General features: G+C 66.5%; 16 protein-coding genes and 1 tRNA gene. 3 read left to right on the plus strand and 14 right to left on the minus strand.

Going from position 1 to position 16,054, the window contains the following annotated elements:
- Positions 1 to 105: 105 nt before the first annotated feature.
- The gene (locus OC373_RS01150; protein WP_261996842.1) at positions 106 to 522 is read right to left on the minus strand and encodes a GNAT family N-acetyltransferase; all 417 of its coding nucleotides are present in this window, start codon (positions 520 to 522) and stop codon (positions 106 to 108) included.
- Between the two features lie 114 nt (positions 523 to 636).
- On the opposite strand from OC373_RS01150, the gene OC373_RS01155 reads away from it, so the two are divergent.
- Entirely contained in the window at positions 637 to 1,593 is a 957-nt protein-coding gene (locus OC373_RS01155) for an SOS response-associated peptidase (RefSeq protein WP_261996843.1), read from the plus strand.
- Between the two features lie 7 nt (positions 1,594 to 1,600).
- On the opposite strand, the gene OC373_RS01160 is transcribed toward OC373_RS01155, so the two are convergent.
- Entirely contained in the window at positions 1,601 to 1,981 is a 381-nt protein-coding gene (locus tag OC373_RS01160) for a response regulator (RefSeq protein ID WP_070425340.1), read from the minus strand.
- Between the two features lie 124 nt (positions 1,982 to 2,105).
- On the opposite strand from OC373_RS01160, the gene OC373_RS01165 reads away from it, so the two are divergent.
- A tRNA-Leu gene (locus OC373_RS01165) sits at positions 2,106 to 2,192 on the plus strand.
- Between the two features lie 147 nt (positions 2,193 to 2,339).
- On the opposite strand, the gene OC373_RS01170 is transcribed toward OC373_RS01165, so the two are convergent.
- The 11 genes from OC373_RS01170 to OC373_RS01220 all read right to left on the minus strand — a co-directional run bounded on the left by OC373_RS01170 (position 2,340) and on the right by OC373_RS01220 (position 14,482).
- Positions 2,340 to 4,196 (minus strand): methyl-accepting chemotaxis protein, encoded by a 1,857-nt coding sequence (locus tag OC373_RS01170; RefSeq protein ID WP_315985444.1) that lies wholly within the window; start codon positions 4,194 to 4,196, stop codon positions 2,340 to 2,342.
- A 279-nt stretch (positions 4,197 to 4,475) separates the two neighbouring features.
- A complete protein-coding gene (locus OC373_RS01175) occupies positions 4,476 to 6,674 on the minus strand; it encodes a PAS domain S-box protein (RefSeq protein WP_261996844.1) in 2,199 nt (732 codons plus the stop codon).
- A gap of 251 nt (positions 6,675 to 6,925) precedes the next feature.
- On the minus strand, positions 6,926 to 9,301 hold the full coding sequence (locus OC373_RS01180) for a Tex family protein (RefSeq protein WP_261996845.1): 2,376 nt from the start codon (positions 9,299 to 9,301) through the stop codon (positions 6,926 to 6,928).
- A gap of 206 nt (positions 9,302 to 9,507) precedes the next feature.
- On the minus strand, positions 9,508 to 9,723 hold the full coding sequence (locus OC373_RS01185) for a hypothetical protein (RefSeq protein WP_261996846.1): 216 nt from the start codon (positions 9,721 to 9,723) through the stop codon (positions 9,508 to 9,510).
- A 132-nt stretch (positions 9,724 to 9,855) separates the two neighbouring features.
- Positions 9,856 to 10,290, minus strand: coding sequence for a hypothetical protein (locus OC373_RS01190; protein WP_051010514.1), 435 nt, complete (start codon positions 10,288 to 10,290; stop codon positions 9,856 to 9,858).
- 32 nt (positions 10,291 to 10,322) lie between these two features.
- Positions 10,323 to 10,526: a PspC domain-containing protein gene (locus OC373_RS01195; protein WP_019184139.1), complete on the minus strand. Its 204-nt coding sequence runs from the start codon at positions 10,524 to 10,526 to the stop codon at positions 10,323 to 10,325.
- A 47-nt stretch (positions 10,527 to 10,573) separates the two neighbouring features.
- Complete coding sequence (locus tag OC373_RS01200) at positions 10,574 to 10,957, minus strand: YfeK family protein (protein ID WP_261997325.1); 384 nt, start codon at positions 10,955 to 10,957, stop codon at positions 10,574 to 10,576.
- 61 nt (positions 10,958 to 11,018) lie between these two features.
- Positions 11,019 to 11,534, minus strand: a complete 516-nt coding sequence (locus tag OC373_RS01205) for an SMI1/KNR4 family protein (protein ID WP_261996847.1) — start codon at positions 11,532 to 11,534, stop codon at positions 11,019 to 11,021.
- 62 nt (positions 11,535 to 11,596) lie between these two features.
- The gene (phaC, locus tag OC373_RS01210; RefSeq protein WP_261996848.1) at positions 11,597 to 12,667 is read right to left on the minus strand and encodes a class III poly(R)-hydroxyalkanoic acid synthase subunit PhaC; all 1,071 of its coding nucleotides are present in this window, start codon (positions 12,665 to 12,667) and stop codon (positions 11,597 to 11,599) included.
- Positions 12,664 to 13,815, minus strand: coding sequence for a class III poly(R)-hydroxyalkanoic acid synthase subunit PhaE (phaE, locus tag OC373_RS01215; protein WP_261996849.1), 1,152 nt, complete (start codon positions 13,813 to 13,815; stop codon positions 12,664 to 12,666). The genes phaC and phaE overlap by 4 nt, the downstream gene beginning before the upstream one ends.
- A gap of 52 nt (positions 13,816 to 13,867) precedes the next feature.
- The gene (locus OC373_RS01220; protein ID WP_019184144.1) at positions 13,868 to 14,482 is read right to left on the minus strand and encodes a CDP-alcohol phosphatidyltransferase family protein; all 615 of its coding nucleotides are present in this window, start codon (positions 14,480 to 14,482) and stop codon (positions 13,868 to 13,870) included.
- A gap of 377 nt (positions 14,483 to 14,859) precedes the next feature.
- Here OC373_RS01220 and OC373_RS01225 point away from each other — a divergent pair, with 377 nt between their 5' ends.
- Positions 14,860 to 15,513 (plus strand): methyltransferase domain-containing protein, encoded by a 654-nt coding sequence (locus OC373_RS01225; RefSeq protein WP_261996850.1) that lies wholly within the window; start codon positions 14,860 to 14,862, stop codon positions 15,511 to 15,513.
- 25 nt (positions 15,514 to 15,538) lie between these two features.
- Here the strand turns inward: OC373_RS01225 and OC373_RS01230 are convergent, their stop codons facing one another.
- Positions 15,539 to 16,027, minus strand: coding sequence for an 8-oxo-dGTP diphosphatase (locus OC373_RS01230; protein WP_026069931.1), 489 nt, complete (start codon positions 16,025 to 16,027; stop codon positions 15,539 to 15,541).
- Positions 16,028 to 16,054 lie beyond the last annotated feature (27 nt).

Here is a 16,054-nt window from a genome sequence, read left to right on the forward strand (position 1 = left end):
AGGACATCACCCTTTCACGGTGGCGACCGGGGTTCGAATCCCCGTGGGGACGCCAGCTTCAAACACACAGCCCTGACTTTGGTCGGGGCTGTTTGTTTATGGGCCCTACGCTACGACCTTCGCCATGCCCACCGAGCGCTGCGCGGTCAAGGTAAAGCCGAACTGCGCATACAGCCGATGCGCCTGCCCATCAGCGATCAGGCTCACATAGGCGCCGATGGCATTCGTGCGCAGCCAGGCATCGAGCTGGGCCATCACGGCCTTGCCCAGGCCCTGCCCCTGGCGATCCGGGACCACGGCGATATCCACCACCTGCAGGAAGCAGCCGCCATCACCGATGATCCGGCCCATCGCCAACAGGCGATCTCCTTCGCGCAGGCTCACACCGAAGACGGTATTGGGCAGGCCACGCGCCGCCGCCTCGGCGGTTTTCGGGCTCAGCCCGGCCAGCACGCGCAGGGCACGGTATTCCTCCACGCTGGGTGGCAGGGGGATGCAATGAACACCAGCAGGCAGCGACATGACGCGGATCCGGCAATGAATGGACGCTCAGCATGCCCGAACGGATTCGCAGTATCTGCGACCCATCGGCCTATCCTGTCCCCTCCGCCCTCCCTGCGCGCTGCCGCCCCCGCCATGTGCTATTCCGCCCAGATCCGCGCCGACTACACCAAGCTGGTCCGTGAGTACGGCGCCATGATGTCGCTGGACGAGTTCGCCCAGCTTTACGCGCACGACGCCGGCAAGCAGCGCCCCAAAACCCCCAAGGCAATGGACGATGGCTTTGCCGGCGCCCGCACCGCGCAGGGCCAGGAGATCGTGGCCCGGATCCAGCAATGGCATGCCGAGGAAATGCAGGCACTGGATGAGGAGGTGCGCGTGCAGGGCGCACGCCTGCGCGTGGCCGAGGAGCAGTTGGCCGCACGCCCCACGCAGAAGGCACGCAACGAGGTGCGCGTGGCCGGCAACCGGATCGAACGCGCGCAGACGCGCCTGTCCGATCTGCAGCGCGCCGGCCTGGTGCCGCGCGACAGCCGCATTTTCCCGGGGGTCTACGCCCCGGTGATCGTGTCCGAACAGGGCCAGCGCGTGATCAAACCGATGCGCTACCAGTGCCGGCTGCCGGACAAACCCGCGCGCAACGACGTGCTCTATCCCGGCACCTACAACGCTCGCCGTGACAGCCTGGAGGCCTACTGGAAATCCGCGTTCGGCCACCGGCATGGCGTGGTGGTGGTGCAGTCGTTCTACGAGCACGTGCCGCGTCACGCACTGGAGCAGCGCCTGCTGTCGCCGGGCGAGAAATCCGAGAACGTCGTGCTCCAATTCAGCCCGCAGCCGCCGCGCGATCTGCTGATCGCCTGCCTGTGGTCGGAATGGGAAGGCCCGGAAGGCCGGCTGTTGTCGTTCGCCGCGATCACCGACGAGCCGCCCACGGAGGTGGCGCGTACCGGCCATGACCGCTGTATCGTGCCGATCCGGCGCGAACATCTCGATGCCTGGTTGAACCCCGACCCGGCAGACCTGGCCGCGCTGTACCGGATCCTGGACGACCGCGAACCGGTATCACTGGCGCACGCCGAAGCGGCATGACGCCCCCTCAGCCGGTGACCGAGTCCCCTGCCCGTGCGCGCCCCAGTGCGGCGTTCAATTCGGCCGTCAGGTAGGGCTTGGTCAGGATGATGCCCGAGCGGAAGGCCTCGGGCAGATGCTCGGTGGCCATGCCGGTGGCCAGCACGAAGGGGATCTGGCGGGCCGCCAGGGCCGCAGCCACCGCCTCACTGGTCTCGTTGTTGGCCAGGCGGTAATCCAGCAGCACCACCTGGGGCCGGGTCTCGCCGAGCAGGCGCAGTGCCTCCGGCACCGACGCGGCCAACCCCACCACCACGGCGCCGGACTGTGCCAGCTGCATCTGCAGCAGCGCCGCACTCATTTCGTCGTTCTCGACCACCAGCACCCGAAGATCCTGCAGCGCGCTCATGACGACTCCCTGTATGGTTCAGCGCGATGAGTATAGCGTCCTGTGTAGGTGAAACCCTGACGCCGACTTAAGCATTCAGGTCTGCACAAACCTCCACATCTTGTATACACTACGCGGCCAGCCAGCCGAAGTGGCGGAATCGGTAGACGCAGCGGACTCAAAATCCGCCGCCCTTAAAAGCGTGTGGGTTCGAGTCCCACCTTCGGCACCATGGAAAACCAGAACGCCCCGGATCGACGGATCCGGGGCGTTTTTCGTTGTGCGGCGGCTCGACAGCGCCGCGGCCACTACTCCACCGGCGCAATCGGCGGCAGGGTCTGTTTGCCGCGGCGCGCGGTCGGCGGTTCCCGCACGGCAGTCAGACCAGACGCAGTGCGGGCTGGCCAGCAGTGGGATTGAGGTGCGCCGCGCGAGGCGCACCTGTCCCCGCCACCCGGAACGCCGCCACCGTCTGCAGCAGCCGGGTGGACTGCTCTTCCATGCTGCGGGCAGCCGCCGACGCCTCCTCCACCAGCGCGGCGTTCTGCTGCGTGCTCTCGTCGATGTGCTCGACCACCTGGTTGATCTGCTCGATGCCCTCGCTCTGCTGCTGGGCGGCGGCGCTGATATCGGCCATCAGATCGCTTACGCGCTTCACGCTGACCACGATCTCGTCCATGGTGCGCCCCGCGCTCTCGACCTGGCGCGTGCCCGCCCCGACTTTCTCGACCGAGTCGCCGATCAGCTGCTTGATCTCCTTGGCGGCCTCGGCCGAACGCTGCGACAGCGAGCGGATTTCCGAGGCGACCACGGCAAAACCGCGGCCATGTTCACCCGCGCGCGCCGCCTCCACTGCCGCATTGAGCGCCAGGATGTTGGTCTGGAACGCGATGCCGTCGATCACCCCGATGATGTCGACGATACGGCGCGAGGAGTCGTTGATCAGCGACATGGTCGAAACCACCTCGTGCACCACCTGCCCACCCTGCGCCGCCACCTCGACCGCGCCACCGGCCAGCTGATTGGCCTGGCGGGCATTGTCGGCGGTGCGGCGCACGGTGGTAGTCAGTCCCTTCATCGACACGGCGGTTTCCTCCAGCGAGGCCGCCTGTTGTTCAGTGCGCACGGACAGGTCACTGTTGCCTTCAGCGATCTCGCTGGCGCCCACCGCGATGGTGTCCGCGGCCAGTTTGATCTGGGCGATGATGCCGGCCATCGTCTCGACCAGCGCATTGATGCCCTCGCACAGTTCGGCGATCGGGCCGGTCTTGTCCTGGGTGGCGATATGGCCGGTCAGATCGCCGGCCTGCGCTGCGGCCACCACTTCGCGTGTCTGCGCGACGGCCTGCTGCAGCGCCAGGGTGTCACGCACCTGCGCGGTGATATCGGTGGCGTACTTGACCACTTTGAACGGGCGTCCGTTCATGTCATAGATCGGGTTGTACGAGGCCTGGATCCAGACCTCGCGCCCGCCTTTGCCCAGTCGCTTGTACTGGCCGGCATCGTACTCGCCACGGCCCAGTTTCGCCCAGAACGCGCGGTACTCCGCGCTCTGGCGATGCTCGGGTTCGGCGAACATCGAATGATGCTGCCCGCGCACCTCCTCCAATGCGTAGCCCATGGCAGCGAGGAAGTTCTCGTTGGCGGCCAGAATGCGACCTTCAAGGTCGAACTCGATCACCGCCTGTGATTTGTTGATGGCCGCCAGTTGCCCGGCGAAGTCGGCCGCCTGGAATTTCTGCGCGGTGATGTCGGTCGCGAACTTGACCACCTTGTACGGCCGCCCGTTGCTGTCGAACACCGGGTTGTAGGACGCCTGGATCCAGATCTCGCGGCCACCCTTGCCGATCCGCCGGTACTGGCCCGCATCGAACTCACCGCGGCCCAGGTTGGCCCAGAAGTCGCGGTACTCCCGGCTCTGCGCGTACTCGGCATCGACGAACATCGCGTGATGCTTGCCCTGGATCTCCTCCAGGGTGTAGCCCAGCGTCTGCAGGAAGTTGTCGTTGGCATGGACGATGGTGCCATCGAGATGGAACTCGATCACCGCCTGGACCCGATGCAGGGCCTTGACCTGGTGCTCCAGCTCGGCCTGCCGCTGCAGGGCGGCCGATGCCGCAGCGCCTTGGGCGGCGCGTCGGGAAATGAACAATGCCGTGAGCGAACGCCACAACGAGCCGGCGTCGGCGTCGTTGCCACGACCTGGCACATGCGTGTGCAAGCCTGAAGTAATCATCTCTAGACCTCGGTGTCCTGTTAGCGAATAGGTCAGCGCCGGGCGGTGGCCCGGTGGCGGTATTCCGTTGGCTGGGACTCACGAAGACCGCCAGTGGGGATGACGTTGCTTCGATGGACTTCAAACACCGGGCAAGCCGGTGAACATGAACCATGAACAAGGTGTACGGCCAGATATCCACGTGAGCAGACAGGCAGCAACTGCGAGTCATATAACGGCGCGCGTTCTGAAAGCTTTAGGGCCAGCATCCCCGCCCTGTGATGCAGACTGGCCCGGCGCCTACTCGCCGCTTTCGCTGGCATCGAGGGCGTCCAGCGGGTCGACCGCACCCAGCGCCTGGGCTTCGACCTGCACGTTGTCGCGCCCCATCGCCTTGGCCCGGTAGCACTGGGCGTCGGCGGCGGCCACGGCATCATCCACGCTCATGCCCCCGAACAGGGGGGCGATGCCGATGCTGGCCCCCACGCTCAACCGGCGCTGATCCCAGGGGATGGACAACCCGCGCATCGCCTCGAGCAGGTCGCTGGCGATGCGGCGGGCACGCTTGAGCGAACAGCCGGCCAGGATCACCGCGAACTCGTCGCCGCCCAGCCGCGCCACGATGTCCGAATCGCGCACGCCGTGCCGCAGCACGCTGGCCACCGCCCACAGCACGGCATCGCCGGCCAGATGGCCGTGGGTATCGTTGACTGGCTTGAAATGGTCCAGGTCGATGTACATCAACGAGGCCGACTGCCCGGTCCGCGCGACCCGGGTGATGGCCTGTTGCAGGTGCGCCTCGAAACCGCGCCGGTTGCTCAGTTCGGTCAGCGGGTCGATCTCGGCCAGATGCCGGGCTTCGCGCTGGCGGGCGCGCTGCTGGGTGACATCACGGATCACCCAGACCGCGCCGCTGACCTGCCCCTGCTCATCGCGCAGCCAGGCACGGGTAAGGTCGACCGGCAGCAGGTGGGCACCGACCGACAGCAACAGGTCCGAATGCAGATCGACCGCGTTGCTGTCCGGGTCGAGCAGCACGGCCACATCCAGCGGTGAGCGCGGCGCGTACTCGGTGGTGAGTTCCATCACCTCCTGCAGCTGGCTGCCGGCCAGGGCCTCGGCGCCCTCCCCGGCCAGCGCGCGCGTGGCCGCGGCATTGGCGTACTGGATGCCCCCGTGCAGATCCAGGGTGAGCACCATGTCGGCCACCGCATCCAGGGTGACGCGGGTGCGCTGCTCGGATTCGCGCAGCTGCTGGCCGCTGAGCCGCTGCGCGGTCACGTCCTGGATCTGCGAAACGAAATGCAGCGGCTCGCCATTCTCGGTGCGCACCAGCGAGACCGACAGCCTCCCCCAGACCAGGTTGCCGGCCTTGCCCAGATAGCGCTTCTCCATGTGGTAGTGCTCGCGACGGCCGGCCAGCAGGTCACCGAGCAGGGCCAGGTCGGTGTGCAGGTCATCCGGATGCGTCAGTGTCTGGAAGTCGATCTGCAGCAGTTCGGCACGGGTGTAACCGAGGATGCCGCACAGCGAATCGTTGACGTCCAGCCAACGCCCTTCCAGCGAGACCAGGGCCATGCCCAGCGCCGCCGAAGAGAACGCCCCGGCAAACTTCTCGGCCGCGACGAAGGCCTGCTCGCGCACCTGCAGCAGCGGGGTGAGATCGACCGCCATGCCGACATAGCCGATCCGGCTGCCCCCCGCGCCGTCCAGTGGGCTGATCGACAACCGCACCTGGCGCCGCTCGCCGTCCTTGCGCAGGAAGGTCCATTGGTGCGACCACGTGCCTTGGGCAGCGTGCGCGGTCAGTGCCTCGAAAATGGTCGGCATCCGCCCCTCCGCATCCATCTGGGGCTGCAGGTAGGCACGCATCTCGTCCGGATCATGGAACAGCCCGGGGTTGACCCGCCCGATCACCTCCTCGGGCCGGTAACCCAGCAGCTTCTGGGCGCCGGTATTGAACAGGTTGACCACTCCATCGACATCGGTGGCGATCACCGCAACCTCATCGGATGCATCCACCACCGCCTGCAGGCGCTGGCGCATGTTGGCCGCGTCCTGCCGGGCCTGCTGCAGATCGGTGACGTCGGCATGGGCACCTGCCATCCACAGTGGGTGGCCCTGCGCATCGCGTTCGTAGACGCGGCCACGGTCCTGCACCCAGATCCAGTGGCCCTGCTTGTGGCGCATCCGGCACAGGCTGTCGTAGTGCGGCGAGCGGCCCTCCAGATGCGCGCTGAGCAGCGCGTTGGATTGGGCCAGATCGTCGGGATGCACCAGCCGGAAGAAGGTCTCGGGCGTGATCGGGGCGAGTTCCTCGCGGGTGTAGCCCACGATCTCCGCCCAGCGCTCGTTGACCCGCATCTGCCCGCCCGGGATGTTCCATTCCCAGGTGCCGGCCGCGGTGCCTTCGATGATCATTTCAAGCCGATGGCGCTGCTCGGCCATCTCACGCAGCGCTTCGGCAGCGTCGGAGGCGCTGGTCGGTGACTGGCTCATGGGCGCCCTCCGCGCCGGCAGGCCGCGCACAGCCCTGCCGCAGCGCGGTGATCGGCGCTGCGGCCCGCCCGGTTGCCCGGTCCTGCCTGGTCGTCTGTCATCTGGGCTCCCCGCCGTCCACCCACCCTACGGGCATTCAACGGGAAGTGTGCGTAAACATGCGTCAAACCAGAAGTGCCCACGGCCACCCAGACCCCCGAAAACGCCAAAGGCCGCCCGAAGGCGGCCCCTGGCAGGCAACGGCAGCAGGCTCAGCCGCCGCGCTTGGCCCGGGCGAAGGCATCGGCCAGCGCATTGTTGGCCGGCGGTGCCGCGCTGCCCGGACGGGGGCCGGACGGGCCGCCGCGGTTGCCGTTGCGCGGGCCATTGCCCGCCCCACCGTCGCGGCGGCCGCCACCGGCCGGGCGCGCGTCGCGCTCGCCCGGGGCCTTGGCCGGGGCCGGGGTGTCATCCAGGCGGCGGGTCAGCGCGATGCGCTTGCGCGCCACGTCGACCTCCAGCACCTTCACCTTGACGATGTCACCGGCCTTGACCACGTCACGCGGGTCCTTGACGTAGGTGTCCGACAGCGCGGAGATGTGGATCAGCCCATCCTGGTGCACGCCGATGTCCACGAAGGCACCGAACGCAGCCACGTTGCTGACCACGCCTTCCAGGACCATGCCGACCTTGAGGTCCTTCAGTTCCTCGACACCGTCGGCGAAGCGGGCCGCCTTGAACTCCGGACGTGGATCGCGGCCGGGCTTCTCCAGCTCTTTCAGGATGTCGCGCACGGTCGGCACACCGAAGGTCTCGTCGGTGAACTGCTCGGCCTTGAGCCCGCGCAGGAAGCTGCCGTCGCCGATCAGTGCCTTGATCGGGCGTGCGGTGGCCGCCACGATGCGCTCCACCACCGGGTAGGCTTCCGGGTGCACCGAAGACGCATCCAGTGGCTGGTCGCCATCGGCGATGCGCAGGAAGCCGGCGCACTGCTCGAAGGTCTTCTCGCCCAGGCGCGGCACTTTCAGCAGGTCCTTGCGGCGCTTGAACGGACCGTTGTCGTCGCGATGCCGCACGATGTTCTCGGCCACGGTGGATGACAGCCCGGACACGCGCGAGAGCAGCGCGGCCGAGGCGGTATTGACGTGCACGCCGACCGCGTTGACGCAGTCCTCCACGCGCGCATCCAGCGCGCGCGCCAGGCGGTACTGGTCCACGTCGTGCTGGTACTGGCCCACGCCGATCGCCTTGGGTTCGATCTTGACCAGCTCGGCCAGCGGATCCTGCAGGCGACGGGCGATCGACACCGCGCCGCGGATGGACACGTCCAGGTTCGGAAATTCCCTGGCCGCGAACTCCGAGGCCGAGTACACCGAGGCACCGGCCTCGCTGACCACGATCTTCTGCAGTTTGGTATCGCCCAGCGCCTTGATCACCTCACCGGCCAGCTTGTCGGTCTCACGGCTGGCCGTGCCGTTGCCGATCGCGATCAGTTCCACGTTGTGCTGCACGCACAGCTGCTTGATCGTGTGCAGCGACTGGTCCCACTGGCGGCGCGGCTCGTGCGGGTAGATGGTGTCGGTGGCGACCAGCTTGCCGGTGGCATCGACCACGGCGATCTTGCAGCCAGTGCGGATGCCCGGGTCGAGGCCGAGCACGGCCTTCGGGCCGGCCGGGGCGGACAGCAGCAGGTCCTTGAGGTTGTCACCGAACACCGAGATCGCCTCGGCCTCGGCTTTTTCGCGGGCCTGGTTGAACAGGTCCAGCAGCAGGTGCATGTGCAGCTTGGCGCGCCAGGTCAGGCGGCAGGCGTCCAGCAGCCAACGGTCGCCCGGGCGGCCGGCATCGCGGATGCCCGCGTTGTGCGCGACGCGGCCCTCGGCGTACAGATTGCCGGCCTCGGCATCGCTGCCCGGGTCCAGCTCCAGGAACAGGATTTCCTCGCGGCGTGCGCGGAACAGCGCCAGCAGGCGGTGCGACGGGATCTTCGCCAGCGATTCGGAATGTTCGAAGTAGTCGCGGTACTTGGCGCCCTGCTCTTCCTTGCCCTCGGCGACACGCGCGCGGATCACGCCGTTCTCGCCCAGCCAGGTGCGCAGCTCGCCAACCAGCGCGGCATCCTCGCCCCAGCGCTCCATCAGGATGGCGCGGGCGCCTTCCAGCGCTGCCTTGACGTCGGCCACGCCCTTGTCGGTATCGACGAAGGTCGCGCCGAAGACCTGCGGATCCAGACCCGGATCCGCCAGCAGGCCGTCGGCCAAGGGCTCCAGGCCGGCCTCACGCGCGATCTGGGCACGGGTGCGGCGCTTGGGCTTGAACGGCAGATAGAGATCTTCCAGGCGCGACTTGGTGTCCGCGCCGAGGATCTCGTTGCGCAGCTCATCGGTGAGCTTGCCCTGTTCGTCGATGCTGGACAGCACCGCGGCGCGGCGGTCTTCCAGTTCACGCAGGTAGGTCAGGCGCGTTTCGAGATTGCGCAGCTGGGTGTCGTCCAGGCCGCCAGTGACTTCCTTTCGGTAGCGGGCGATGAACGGAACGCTGGCGCCTTCGTCCAACAGGGCGATGGCGGCCAGGGCCTGGGCGGTCTGGGCACCGATCTCATCGGCGATGGTCTGGGCGATCTGCTGCGCGAGCTTGATGTCAGGCATTGCTTCCGGCCGGAGCCGCTTTGCGGAAAGAACCCATTCTGGCGATGCCGGGCGGCCGGGGAAAGCCGTTGACAGTCCGGTCCGAACCTGTCGCCCCGTGGCGGTGACCACACGAGGGGTCCTGCGTTCACGCCGGCATCCTTGCGTGGGGCCGGGATGCCGGCGCGGGCGCCCTTGATCAACGGGCGCCTTGGCGGTGCTGCGGGTTACCGGTAATGCACGGCAGCGCGTTGATGGACGATCTCATCGCGCATCGACTCCAGCGCCATCACCCGCACCTTGCCTACGCCCTGCAGTTCCATGAACCGCTCGGTGTAGATCTCAGGGCCCTGCTCGGTCTCGGCCTGGGATTTGCTGAAGCCATGCGGCACCAGGCCCTTGTCGCCATCCTTGCTACCACCGACATAAAGAACGATTGCCATGTGATGTGTTCCTCCAGAAAAACGGTTGCTCATACAACGCTGCAAGCTTACCCCGTCAAACCTGACTGATTCGTCATGCAGGCTAATAACGTTTTTTTGCACGCAGATGACGTCGCGTTGCCGACGTTTTTCTTACACGGATTTAACGCGGAAATAACGCCACCGTGGCCACCACCCGCGGCCCTGCAGCGCGTACACATCGGCCGCGCGCTCGAACGGGTTGCGTGCACTGACCCCACCGCACAGCAGGTACACCGGCAGATACAGCGGCCCCAGCACCAGGTACTGGTAGACGTGCGCGCGCTCGTGGTCGTGCAGGCCGATCACCGGCTCGGTGGCGTGACCGGCCTGGTGCGCGTAGGTCCGGCACGGCACGTCGAGCACCGGCCCGGTATGCAGTATCACGTTGCCCAGCGTGATCGCCCCGCCCGGCCCCCAGGGAAATTCACGGAACACGACCGCGCAGTCGCGCCCGTTCCAGGACGGACGTGCGCCAGCCAGCATCGCCGTGGTGCCCGCGGCGAGACCGATCAGGGTATTGGGCGAGGTCCAGACCGCGCCCAGCATCTGTAGTGCCCGCAGCAGCACCGGCGACAGGCTCAATCGGCCTCGTTGGGGATCAGCAGCCACAGGATCAGATAGACCAGGATGCCCGGAAACGCGGCCGAACCGATCGAGATCAGCACGAACAGCACCCGGACCAGGGTGACGTTCCAGCCGAAACGATGTGCAATGCCGCCCATGACACCGGCGATCATGCGGTCGTTGAGCGAGCGGGACAGCGGGCGCGGCGGTGTGTTCATGCACGGGGTCTCGAGCCGGTAGATGCCGACTCTAGCGCGAACCATGTCTACGGGGTGCGTTGGCGCAGGGCCGCCAACCGCGCGGTGAACCAGACCGCCGCGGTCTGCTCCGGCTGGCCCGGGCAGGCGATCCGGTACGGCTTGCCGCTCATGCTGCTCTGGCTGGCGGCGCGCTCGATGAACTGCTCGGCGGTGTCCACCTTGTCCTTCCTGAGCAGGTAGTCGTACTTGCGCTGAAGGTGCAAACGCGCATCGGCGGGACCGTACCAACTGCCATTGCGCTGGAACTGGCACCGGGAGCCATCCAGGCTTCCGATCAACTGCGCGATCTCGCGCTGTGCCTGCGCGCTGGGCGCGGCCAATGCGCCTGACGTCGCCAGAAGAAGTCCCGCAGACGCAACTGCGAGGCAATGAATTCGGACAAATCCCATGGCGCTCCCAATTTGCTTGCCCTGATTGTAGGTGTCACGCGATGCCACTGGAAAACCTCATTCAACGTTCCATGCCCTGAATGTTTGCACGGAAGGACGGGAAATCGGGAGCAACAACGGTCACGCCATCAGCATGGAACTCGTCCTCAGCAACTGTGAACTTCACAATTCCCGTTTGTGTATCAAGCCAATATTTGTTATCACCGCAGTCACCGGCAAAGGGGATGTGGGTTTCGAGGAATTCACGCATTTCGGGGTAGTAAAAATGCACTGACCCAATGACTTCCGCTATCGACAACAGTCGCGGATTGGTGGGCATACCGGCCACCTCAATGTAATTGAATGCCTCCACTTCGAGCCGATTGTAATCCCCCGCAAGCACTTCGTAGAATGCGTCGCGATAGAACACTGCGCCGCCGTCGAAGTAGCCGCCATTGTGCTTCGAATAGAAATCGATGAAGTCGTCTCTGCCCGGGAACCTGCCAGGTACCATGGCTGCAATCAGTTCGACCGGGACCGCTGGCGACGAATCATTGAAGGCGACGTTGCTTCTGGCGAAACCGGCTGGCTGCTCCATACACATATCCATCTGACGGGCACTCCAGCGTATCCATATTCCGCAATCGAGCAAGCTCGACTCTACACGTCCCGGGCCTTCAGCCAGTTGTCGATGGTCGCCGGCACTTCGCGCTGTGCGCGGCCGGAGACGTAGATGCCGATATGGCCGCCACGGAAACTGCTTTCGGTGTAGTCGGCGCTGCCGATCCGGCCGCGCAGCGCGCGTGATGCGTCCGGTGGCACCAGGTGGTCCTGTTCGGCGTAGATGTTCAGTACCGGCAACGTCACCTGCTGGAGGTCGACATGTTCCTCGCCGATGCGTACGCCATCGTGCATGAGCCCGTTGCCCTGGTAGAACTGCTTGATGAAATCACGGAACGCTTCGCCCGCCAGATCCGGCGAATCGAAGATCCACTTTTCCATGCGCAGGAAATCCTCCAGCGCGTCCTTGTCATCGAGGATGTCGAGCAGGCCGACGTACTTCTGCACGTTGAGCCGGAACGGCTTGAGCATCAGGTAACTGGCGTTCATCAGATCGGCCGGGATGTTGCCCAGCGTGTCCACCAGCAGATCCACGTCCACCTGCCGCGCCCAGTGCGAGAGCATGTTGTCCGGGGTGTGGAAATCGACCGGGGTGACCATCGTGATCAGGTTGGCCAGCTTGGGCTGGCGCAGCGCGGCGTAGCACAGCGCGAACACGCCGCCCTGGCAGATGCCGAGCATGTTGATCGGCTCACCGCCATTGTGGGCCTGCAGGTGGTCCACCGCGCCATCGACGAACCGCAGCAGGTAATCCTCCAGCGTCTGGTAGCGCTCGGAGCGGTCCGGATAGCCCCAATCCAGTACATACACATCGTGGCCGAGCGCCAGCAGTTTCTGCACCAGCGAGCGGTCTGTCTGCAGGTCGACCATGTAGGGCCGGTTGACCAGCGCATAGACGATCAGCAGCGGCGTCCGCCGTACCGGCGCCTGGCCGCCGACAAACCGGTACAGGGCGACCTTGCCATCGCGCCACACTTCCTCGCGGGAGGTGACGCCGTACTCGACATCCTCCACCGAGGGCAGCAGCGTCAGGCCATCCATCAGCTTGCGCTGCATGGCCAGCGTTTCCTGCAGCAGGTCTTCGGCGTTGAAGCCCAGGGGACCTTTCATGCGCTGCGTTTCCGGGGTTTGGCGGCGGCCTTCACCGGTTGGGTGGCCGTAGCGGTTTTCGCGGTTTTCGCGGCTTTAGCCGTTTTGGGTGCCTTGCTCTGTTCTGGTGCCACCTTCTTCGGGGCTGCCTGCTTCGCGGCTGCCTTCTTCGCGGCTGCCTTCTTCGGAGCGGACTTCTCCGGAGCTGCTTTCTTCGGAGCTGACTTCGTCGGAGCTGCCTTCTTCGAGGCGGCCGGCCGGGTGGCGGGCCTGCCATCGCCTGCGCCGCCGGCCATGCGCCGCACCAGCCGCTCCAACTCGGCGATGCGGCGGTGTGCCGCATCCATTTCCGTGCGTGTCGGCAGGCCGAAGCTCTCGGTCAGCCGTTCGATTTCCTGCTGGGTTGCAGCGCGCAGCCGCATCTGGGCGTTACCGAGGGCGGCGTAGACCGCCTGGAACGGTTCGGACAGCGCGACCTTCGCGTAGGCCTCTTCGGCCGCGTCGATCCACAGATCGAACATCGCCCGTGCACTGGTCAACTGATTGCCCGGCTGTTCGTGTTCGGCCAGGCGCTGCTCGAACAGGGTGAACGCATCGTCCAGCGCCTGCTTGATCTGCTCCACGTAATCGCGCGAGTGCGCCTGGTAGTCCTGCTGCGCACGCAGCAGGGCCTGCCAGCGGGCCTGATGCTCGCGGCCGGCGCCGAACGCCGGGCTCTGCAGCCACGGGCCGAGCTGGCGCTGCAGGGTTTCCAGCAGCTGCAGCAGGTCCGGGCCTTCGGCCTGGGTATGACCACGGGCGCCCTGCAGCATCCACTGCAGCAGCCCGTCGCCCTGCCCCAGCACCGCCGTGCGCCACGCCTGCGCGACTTCGGCGCTGGTGGTGTCGCGACCGGCGAACTGGGCCGCCACCTGCTGCATGGTGCCGTACCAGCCACCGGCCTGTTCACGGAAACGGTGCACGGCTTCGTCGGCCGGCCCGCTGGCGGCGTTGGGCATCATCTGCGCCCACCAGTCGATCGCCTGCTGCCAGTTTCCCTGGCCTTCGGGGCCGGCCGCCTGGCCCGGCGGCGCTGCGGCGTGCCGCAGGGCATCGCCCCACGCACTGAAATACTGCCGCGCAAGGGCCTCTACGTCGCCTGCGCTGCTGCCGCTGCCCGCCGTGGTCATGACCGTCCTCCCGTCTCGGGAAACGATGATAGCAATGCCGCGTCGCCGCGCCTCACGGCTTGGGAATGCGCAGGGTCTTGCTGATCATCAGCGAACCGGACAGCGCGAACAGCAGCACCAGCGGGTGCAGCTGCCACGGCCCGAGCTGCCACTGGCCCAGCCACAGGTCTGGCCCGGTCGCACCGACGCTGGCGGCCACCGCCAGCACCACCACCAGCGCCAGGCTGGTCGGGATCGGGGTGCCCTCGAAGTACGGCACCTTGTCGCCTTCGCCGGCCAGCGCCTCGGCGGTCACGTTGTAGCGTGCCAGGCGGCTGACACCGCAGCAGACGAAGTAGCTCAGCACCAGCCAGTCCCAGCCGCCCTGCATGCCACAGGCGTAGGCCAGCGCGGCCGGCGCCACGCCGAAGGAAATGATGTCCGACAGTGAATCCAGCTCGCGGCCCAGCGTGGAGCTGGACTTGCGCCAGCGGGCGATGCGCCCGTCCAGGGCATCGAAAATGAAAGCCAACGGGATCAGGGCCATCCCGAACAGCAGATAGCTGCGCTCGCCGTCCTGCAGGTAGCGCATGGCGGCAAAGACCGCCCCGGTGCCGCAGAACGCGTTGGCCAGGGTGAACCAGTCGGCCAGGTGGAACTCGCGCAACATCGAGAAGTGACGTTTCATGAAAGATCGGGTGGCGGCAATCGGAAGAGAGTACCGCGAGCGGCCCGCGCCCGGACAGCCCACCCTACGCTGCCGTACCCCGGCCTTGCCGCGCCGTTCACGCCAGCACGACCTGCGGTGAATTTTTGGCCACCCATCTTGACAGCGAGCACCGGCGGGGGCCGACGCGGCTTATCCACAAACTTGCCCACGAGTCATCCACACCCCCTGTGGACAACTCAGTCTCATTCGCCGCGACGCTGGTGATTTGTTGATCACCGTTCCTCATCGCCGGATGGAAATCGGCCTTCACCCGGCCGCCCATCGAGCGTCCCGGTCGGCTAAGCTGGCCGATGGACTCCGCCGCCGCCAGGTCCTGCCGCCCACCGACAGGAGTCTTGCGCGTGCTTTCCCCCGATGATCTGGCGATCCAGTTGCGCCACCCGCATGGGATCCACGCGCTTGCGGTGGCCCAGTCGATGAACCGCAGCAACGGTGATCTCAACCGCGCCGCCCTGGCACTGCTGTCGGTCACTGCCGGCGAGCAGGTGCTGGAGATCGGCCCCGGCAATGCCGCATTCGCGCCCGCGCTGCTGCGGGCGCCGCACAGTCGTTACCTGGGCGTGGATGTCTCCGCGGCGATGGTGGCGGCCGGCAATGCACTGCTGGCCGGGCACGGTCTACAGGATCGGGCCGAGCTCCACCTCGGCGACGCCCATGCCCTGCCGCTGGATGAGGCCTGCATCGATGCGGCACTGGCGGTGAACACCCTGTATTTCTGGGAGGAACTGAAACTCCCGTTCGCCGAGTTGGCGCGCGTGCTGCGCCCCGGTGGCCGGCTCTGCCTGGCCTTCGGCGATGCAGCGTTCATGCGCACCCTGCCGTTTGCCGCACATGGCTTCCACCTGCACGAACTGGCCGAGGTCGAGCAGGCCCTGCGCAGCGCCGGGCTGACCGTGCAGGCCTGGCGTGCCCATCACGAAACCGGGCGCAGCAACGACGGGCGCGAAGTAAACAAACACTTCCATCTGCTGCTCGCCCGGCGGCTGTAGTGCCGGCCGCTGGCCGGCAACCACGCTACAGCCGGGTGTAACTCCACGACTGCATGGCGCCGTCGCGGTACGGCATCACGCCGTGGAAGGCGCGCGGTTCGTCGTCGAAGACCAGCGGCAGGAAGCTGCGATCGCCTTCCCACAATGGCAGGCTGTCGATCTTGTCCACGTCCACCCACTCCAGCGTGCCCTCCGGGTTGGAGGTCAGCGGCGTGCCGGTGAAGTCATCGATGACGAACACGAAGCCGAACCAGTCCTCACCGTTCCTGCCGAAACCCGGCCAGCTGATCGTGCCGCGCAGGCGCATGGTCCCGCACTCGATGCCGGCCTCCTCGCGGATTTCGCGGCGCATGCAGGCGGCGGCGTCTTCATCGCGCTCCATCTTGCCGCCCAGCCCGTTGTACTTGCCCAGGTGCAGGTCACCGGGGCGGGCGTTGCGGTGGATCATCAGCACTTGCTTGCCGTCGGCGGACAGCACGTAGCCCAAGGTGGCCACGATGGGGGTATAGGGCATTTCGCACACGCTCGGGAACACAGACCC

This window comes from Stenotrophomonas sp. Ste96 (assembly GCF_024519495.1).
In the GTDB taxonomy this organism is placed as follows: domain Bacteria; phylum Pseudomonadota; class Gammaproteobacteria; order Xanthomonadales; family Xanthomonadaceae; genus Stenotrophomonas; species Stenotrophomonas bentonitica_A.

Bases quoted from the DNA above. Each gene is read 5' to 3' on its own strand.
- OC373_RS01155 (WP_261996843.1), top strand. From the start codon at position 637: ATGTGCTATTCCGCCCAGATCCGCGCCGACTACACCAAGCTGGTCCGT.
- OC373_RS01200 (WP_261997325.1), bottom strand. From the start codon at position 10,957: ATGGGATTTGTCCGAATTCATTGCCTCGCAGTTGCGTCTGCGGGACTT.
- OC373_RS01230 (WP_026069931.1), bottom strand. From the start codon at position 16,027: ATGCCCTATACCCCCATCGTGGCCACCTTGGGCTACGTGCTGTCCGCC.
- OC373_RS01175 (WP_261996844.1), bottom strand. From the start codon at position 6,674: ATGAGCCAGTCACCGACCAGCGCCTCCGACGCTGCCGAAGCGCTGCGT.
- OC373_RS01160 (WP_070425340.1), bottom strand. From the start codon at position 1,981: ATGAGCGCGCTGCAGGATCTTCGGGTGCTGGTGGTCGAGAACGACGAA.
- OC373_RS01195 (WP_019184139.1), bottom strand. From the start codon at position 10,526: ATGAACACACCGCCGCGCCCGCTGTCCCGCTCGCTCAACGACCGCATG.
- OC373_RS01185 (WP_261996846.1), bottom strand. From the start codon at position 9,723: ATGGCAATCGTTCTTTATGTCGGTGGTAGCAAGGATGGCGACAAGGGC.
- OC373_RS01150 (WP_261996842.1), bottom strand. From the start codon at position 522: ATGTCGCTGCCTGCTGGTGTTCATTGCATCCCCCTGCCACCCAGCGTG.
- phaE (WP_261996849.1), bottom strand. From the start codon at position 13,815: ATGACCACGGCGGGCAGCGGCAGCAGCGCAGGCGACGTAGAGGCCCTT.
- phaC (WP_261996848.1), bottom strand. From the start codon at position 12,667: ATGAAAGGTCCCCTGGGCTTCAACGCCGAAGACCTGCTGCAGGAAACG.
- OC373_RS01190 (WP_051010514.1), bottom strand. From the start codon at position 10,290: ATGCTGGGCGCGGTCTGGACCTCGCCCAATACCCTGATCGGTCTCGCC.
- OC373_RS01180 (WP_261996845.1), bottom strand. From the start codon at position 9,301: ATGCCTGACATCAAGCTCGCGCAGCAGATCGCCCAGACCATCGCCGAT.
- OC373_RS01170 (WP_315985444.1), bottom strand. From the start codon at position 4,196: ATGATTACTTCAGGCTTGCACACGCATGTGCCAGGTCGTGGCAACGAC.
- OC373_RS01205 (WP_261996847.1), bottom strand. From the start codon at position 11,534: ATGGAGCAGCCAGCCGGTTTCGCCAGAAGCAACGTCGCCTTCAATGAT.
- OC373_RS01220 (WP_019184144.1), bottom strand. From the start codon at position 14,482: ATGAAACGTCACTTCTCGATGTTGCGCGAGTTCCACCTGGCCGACTGG.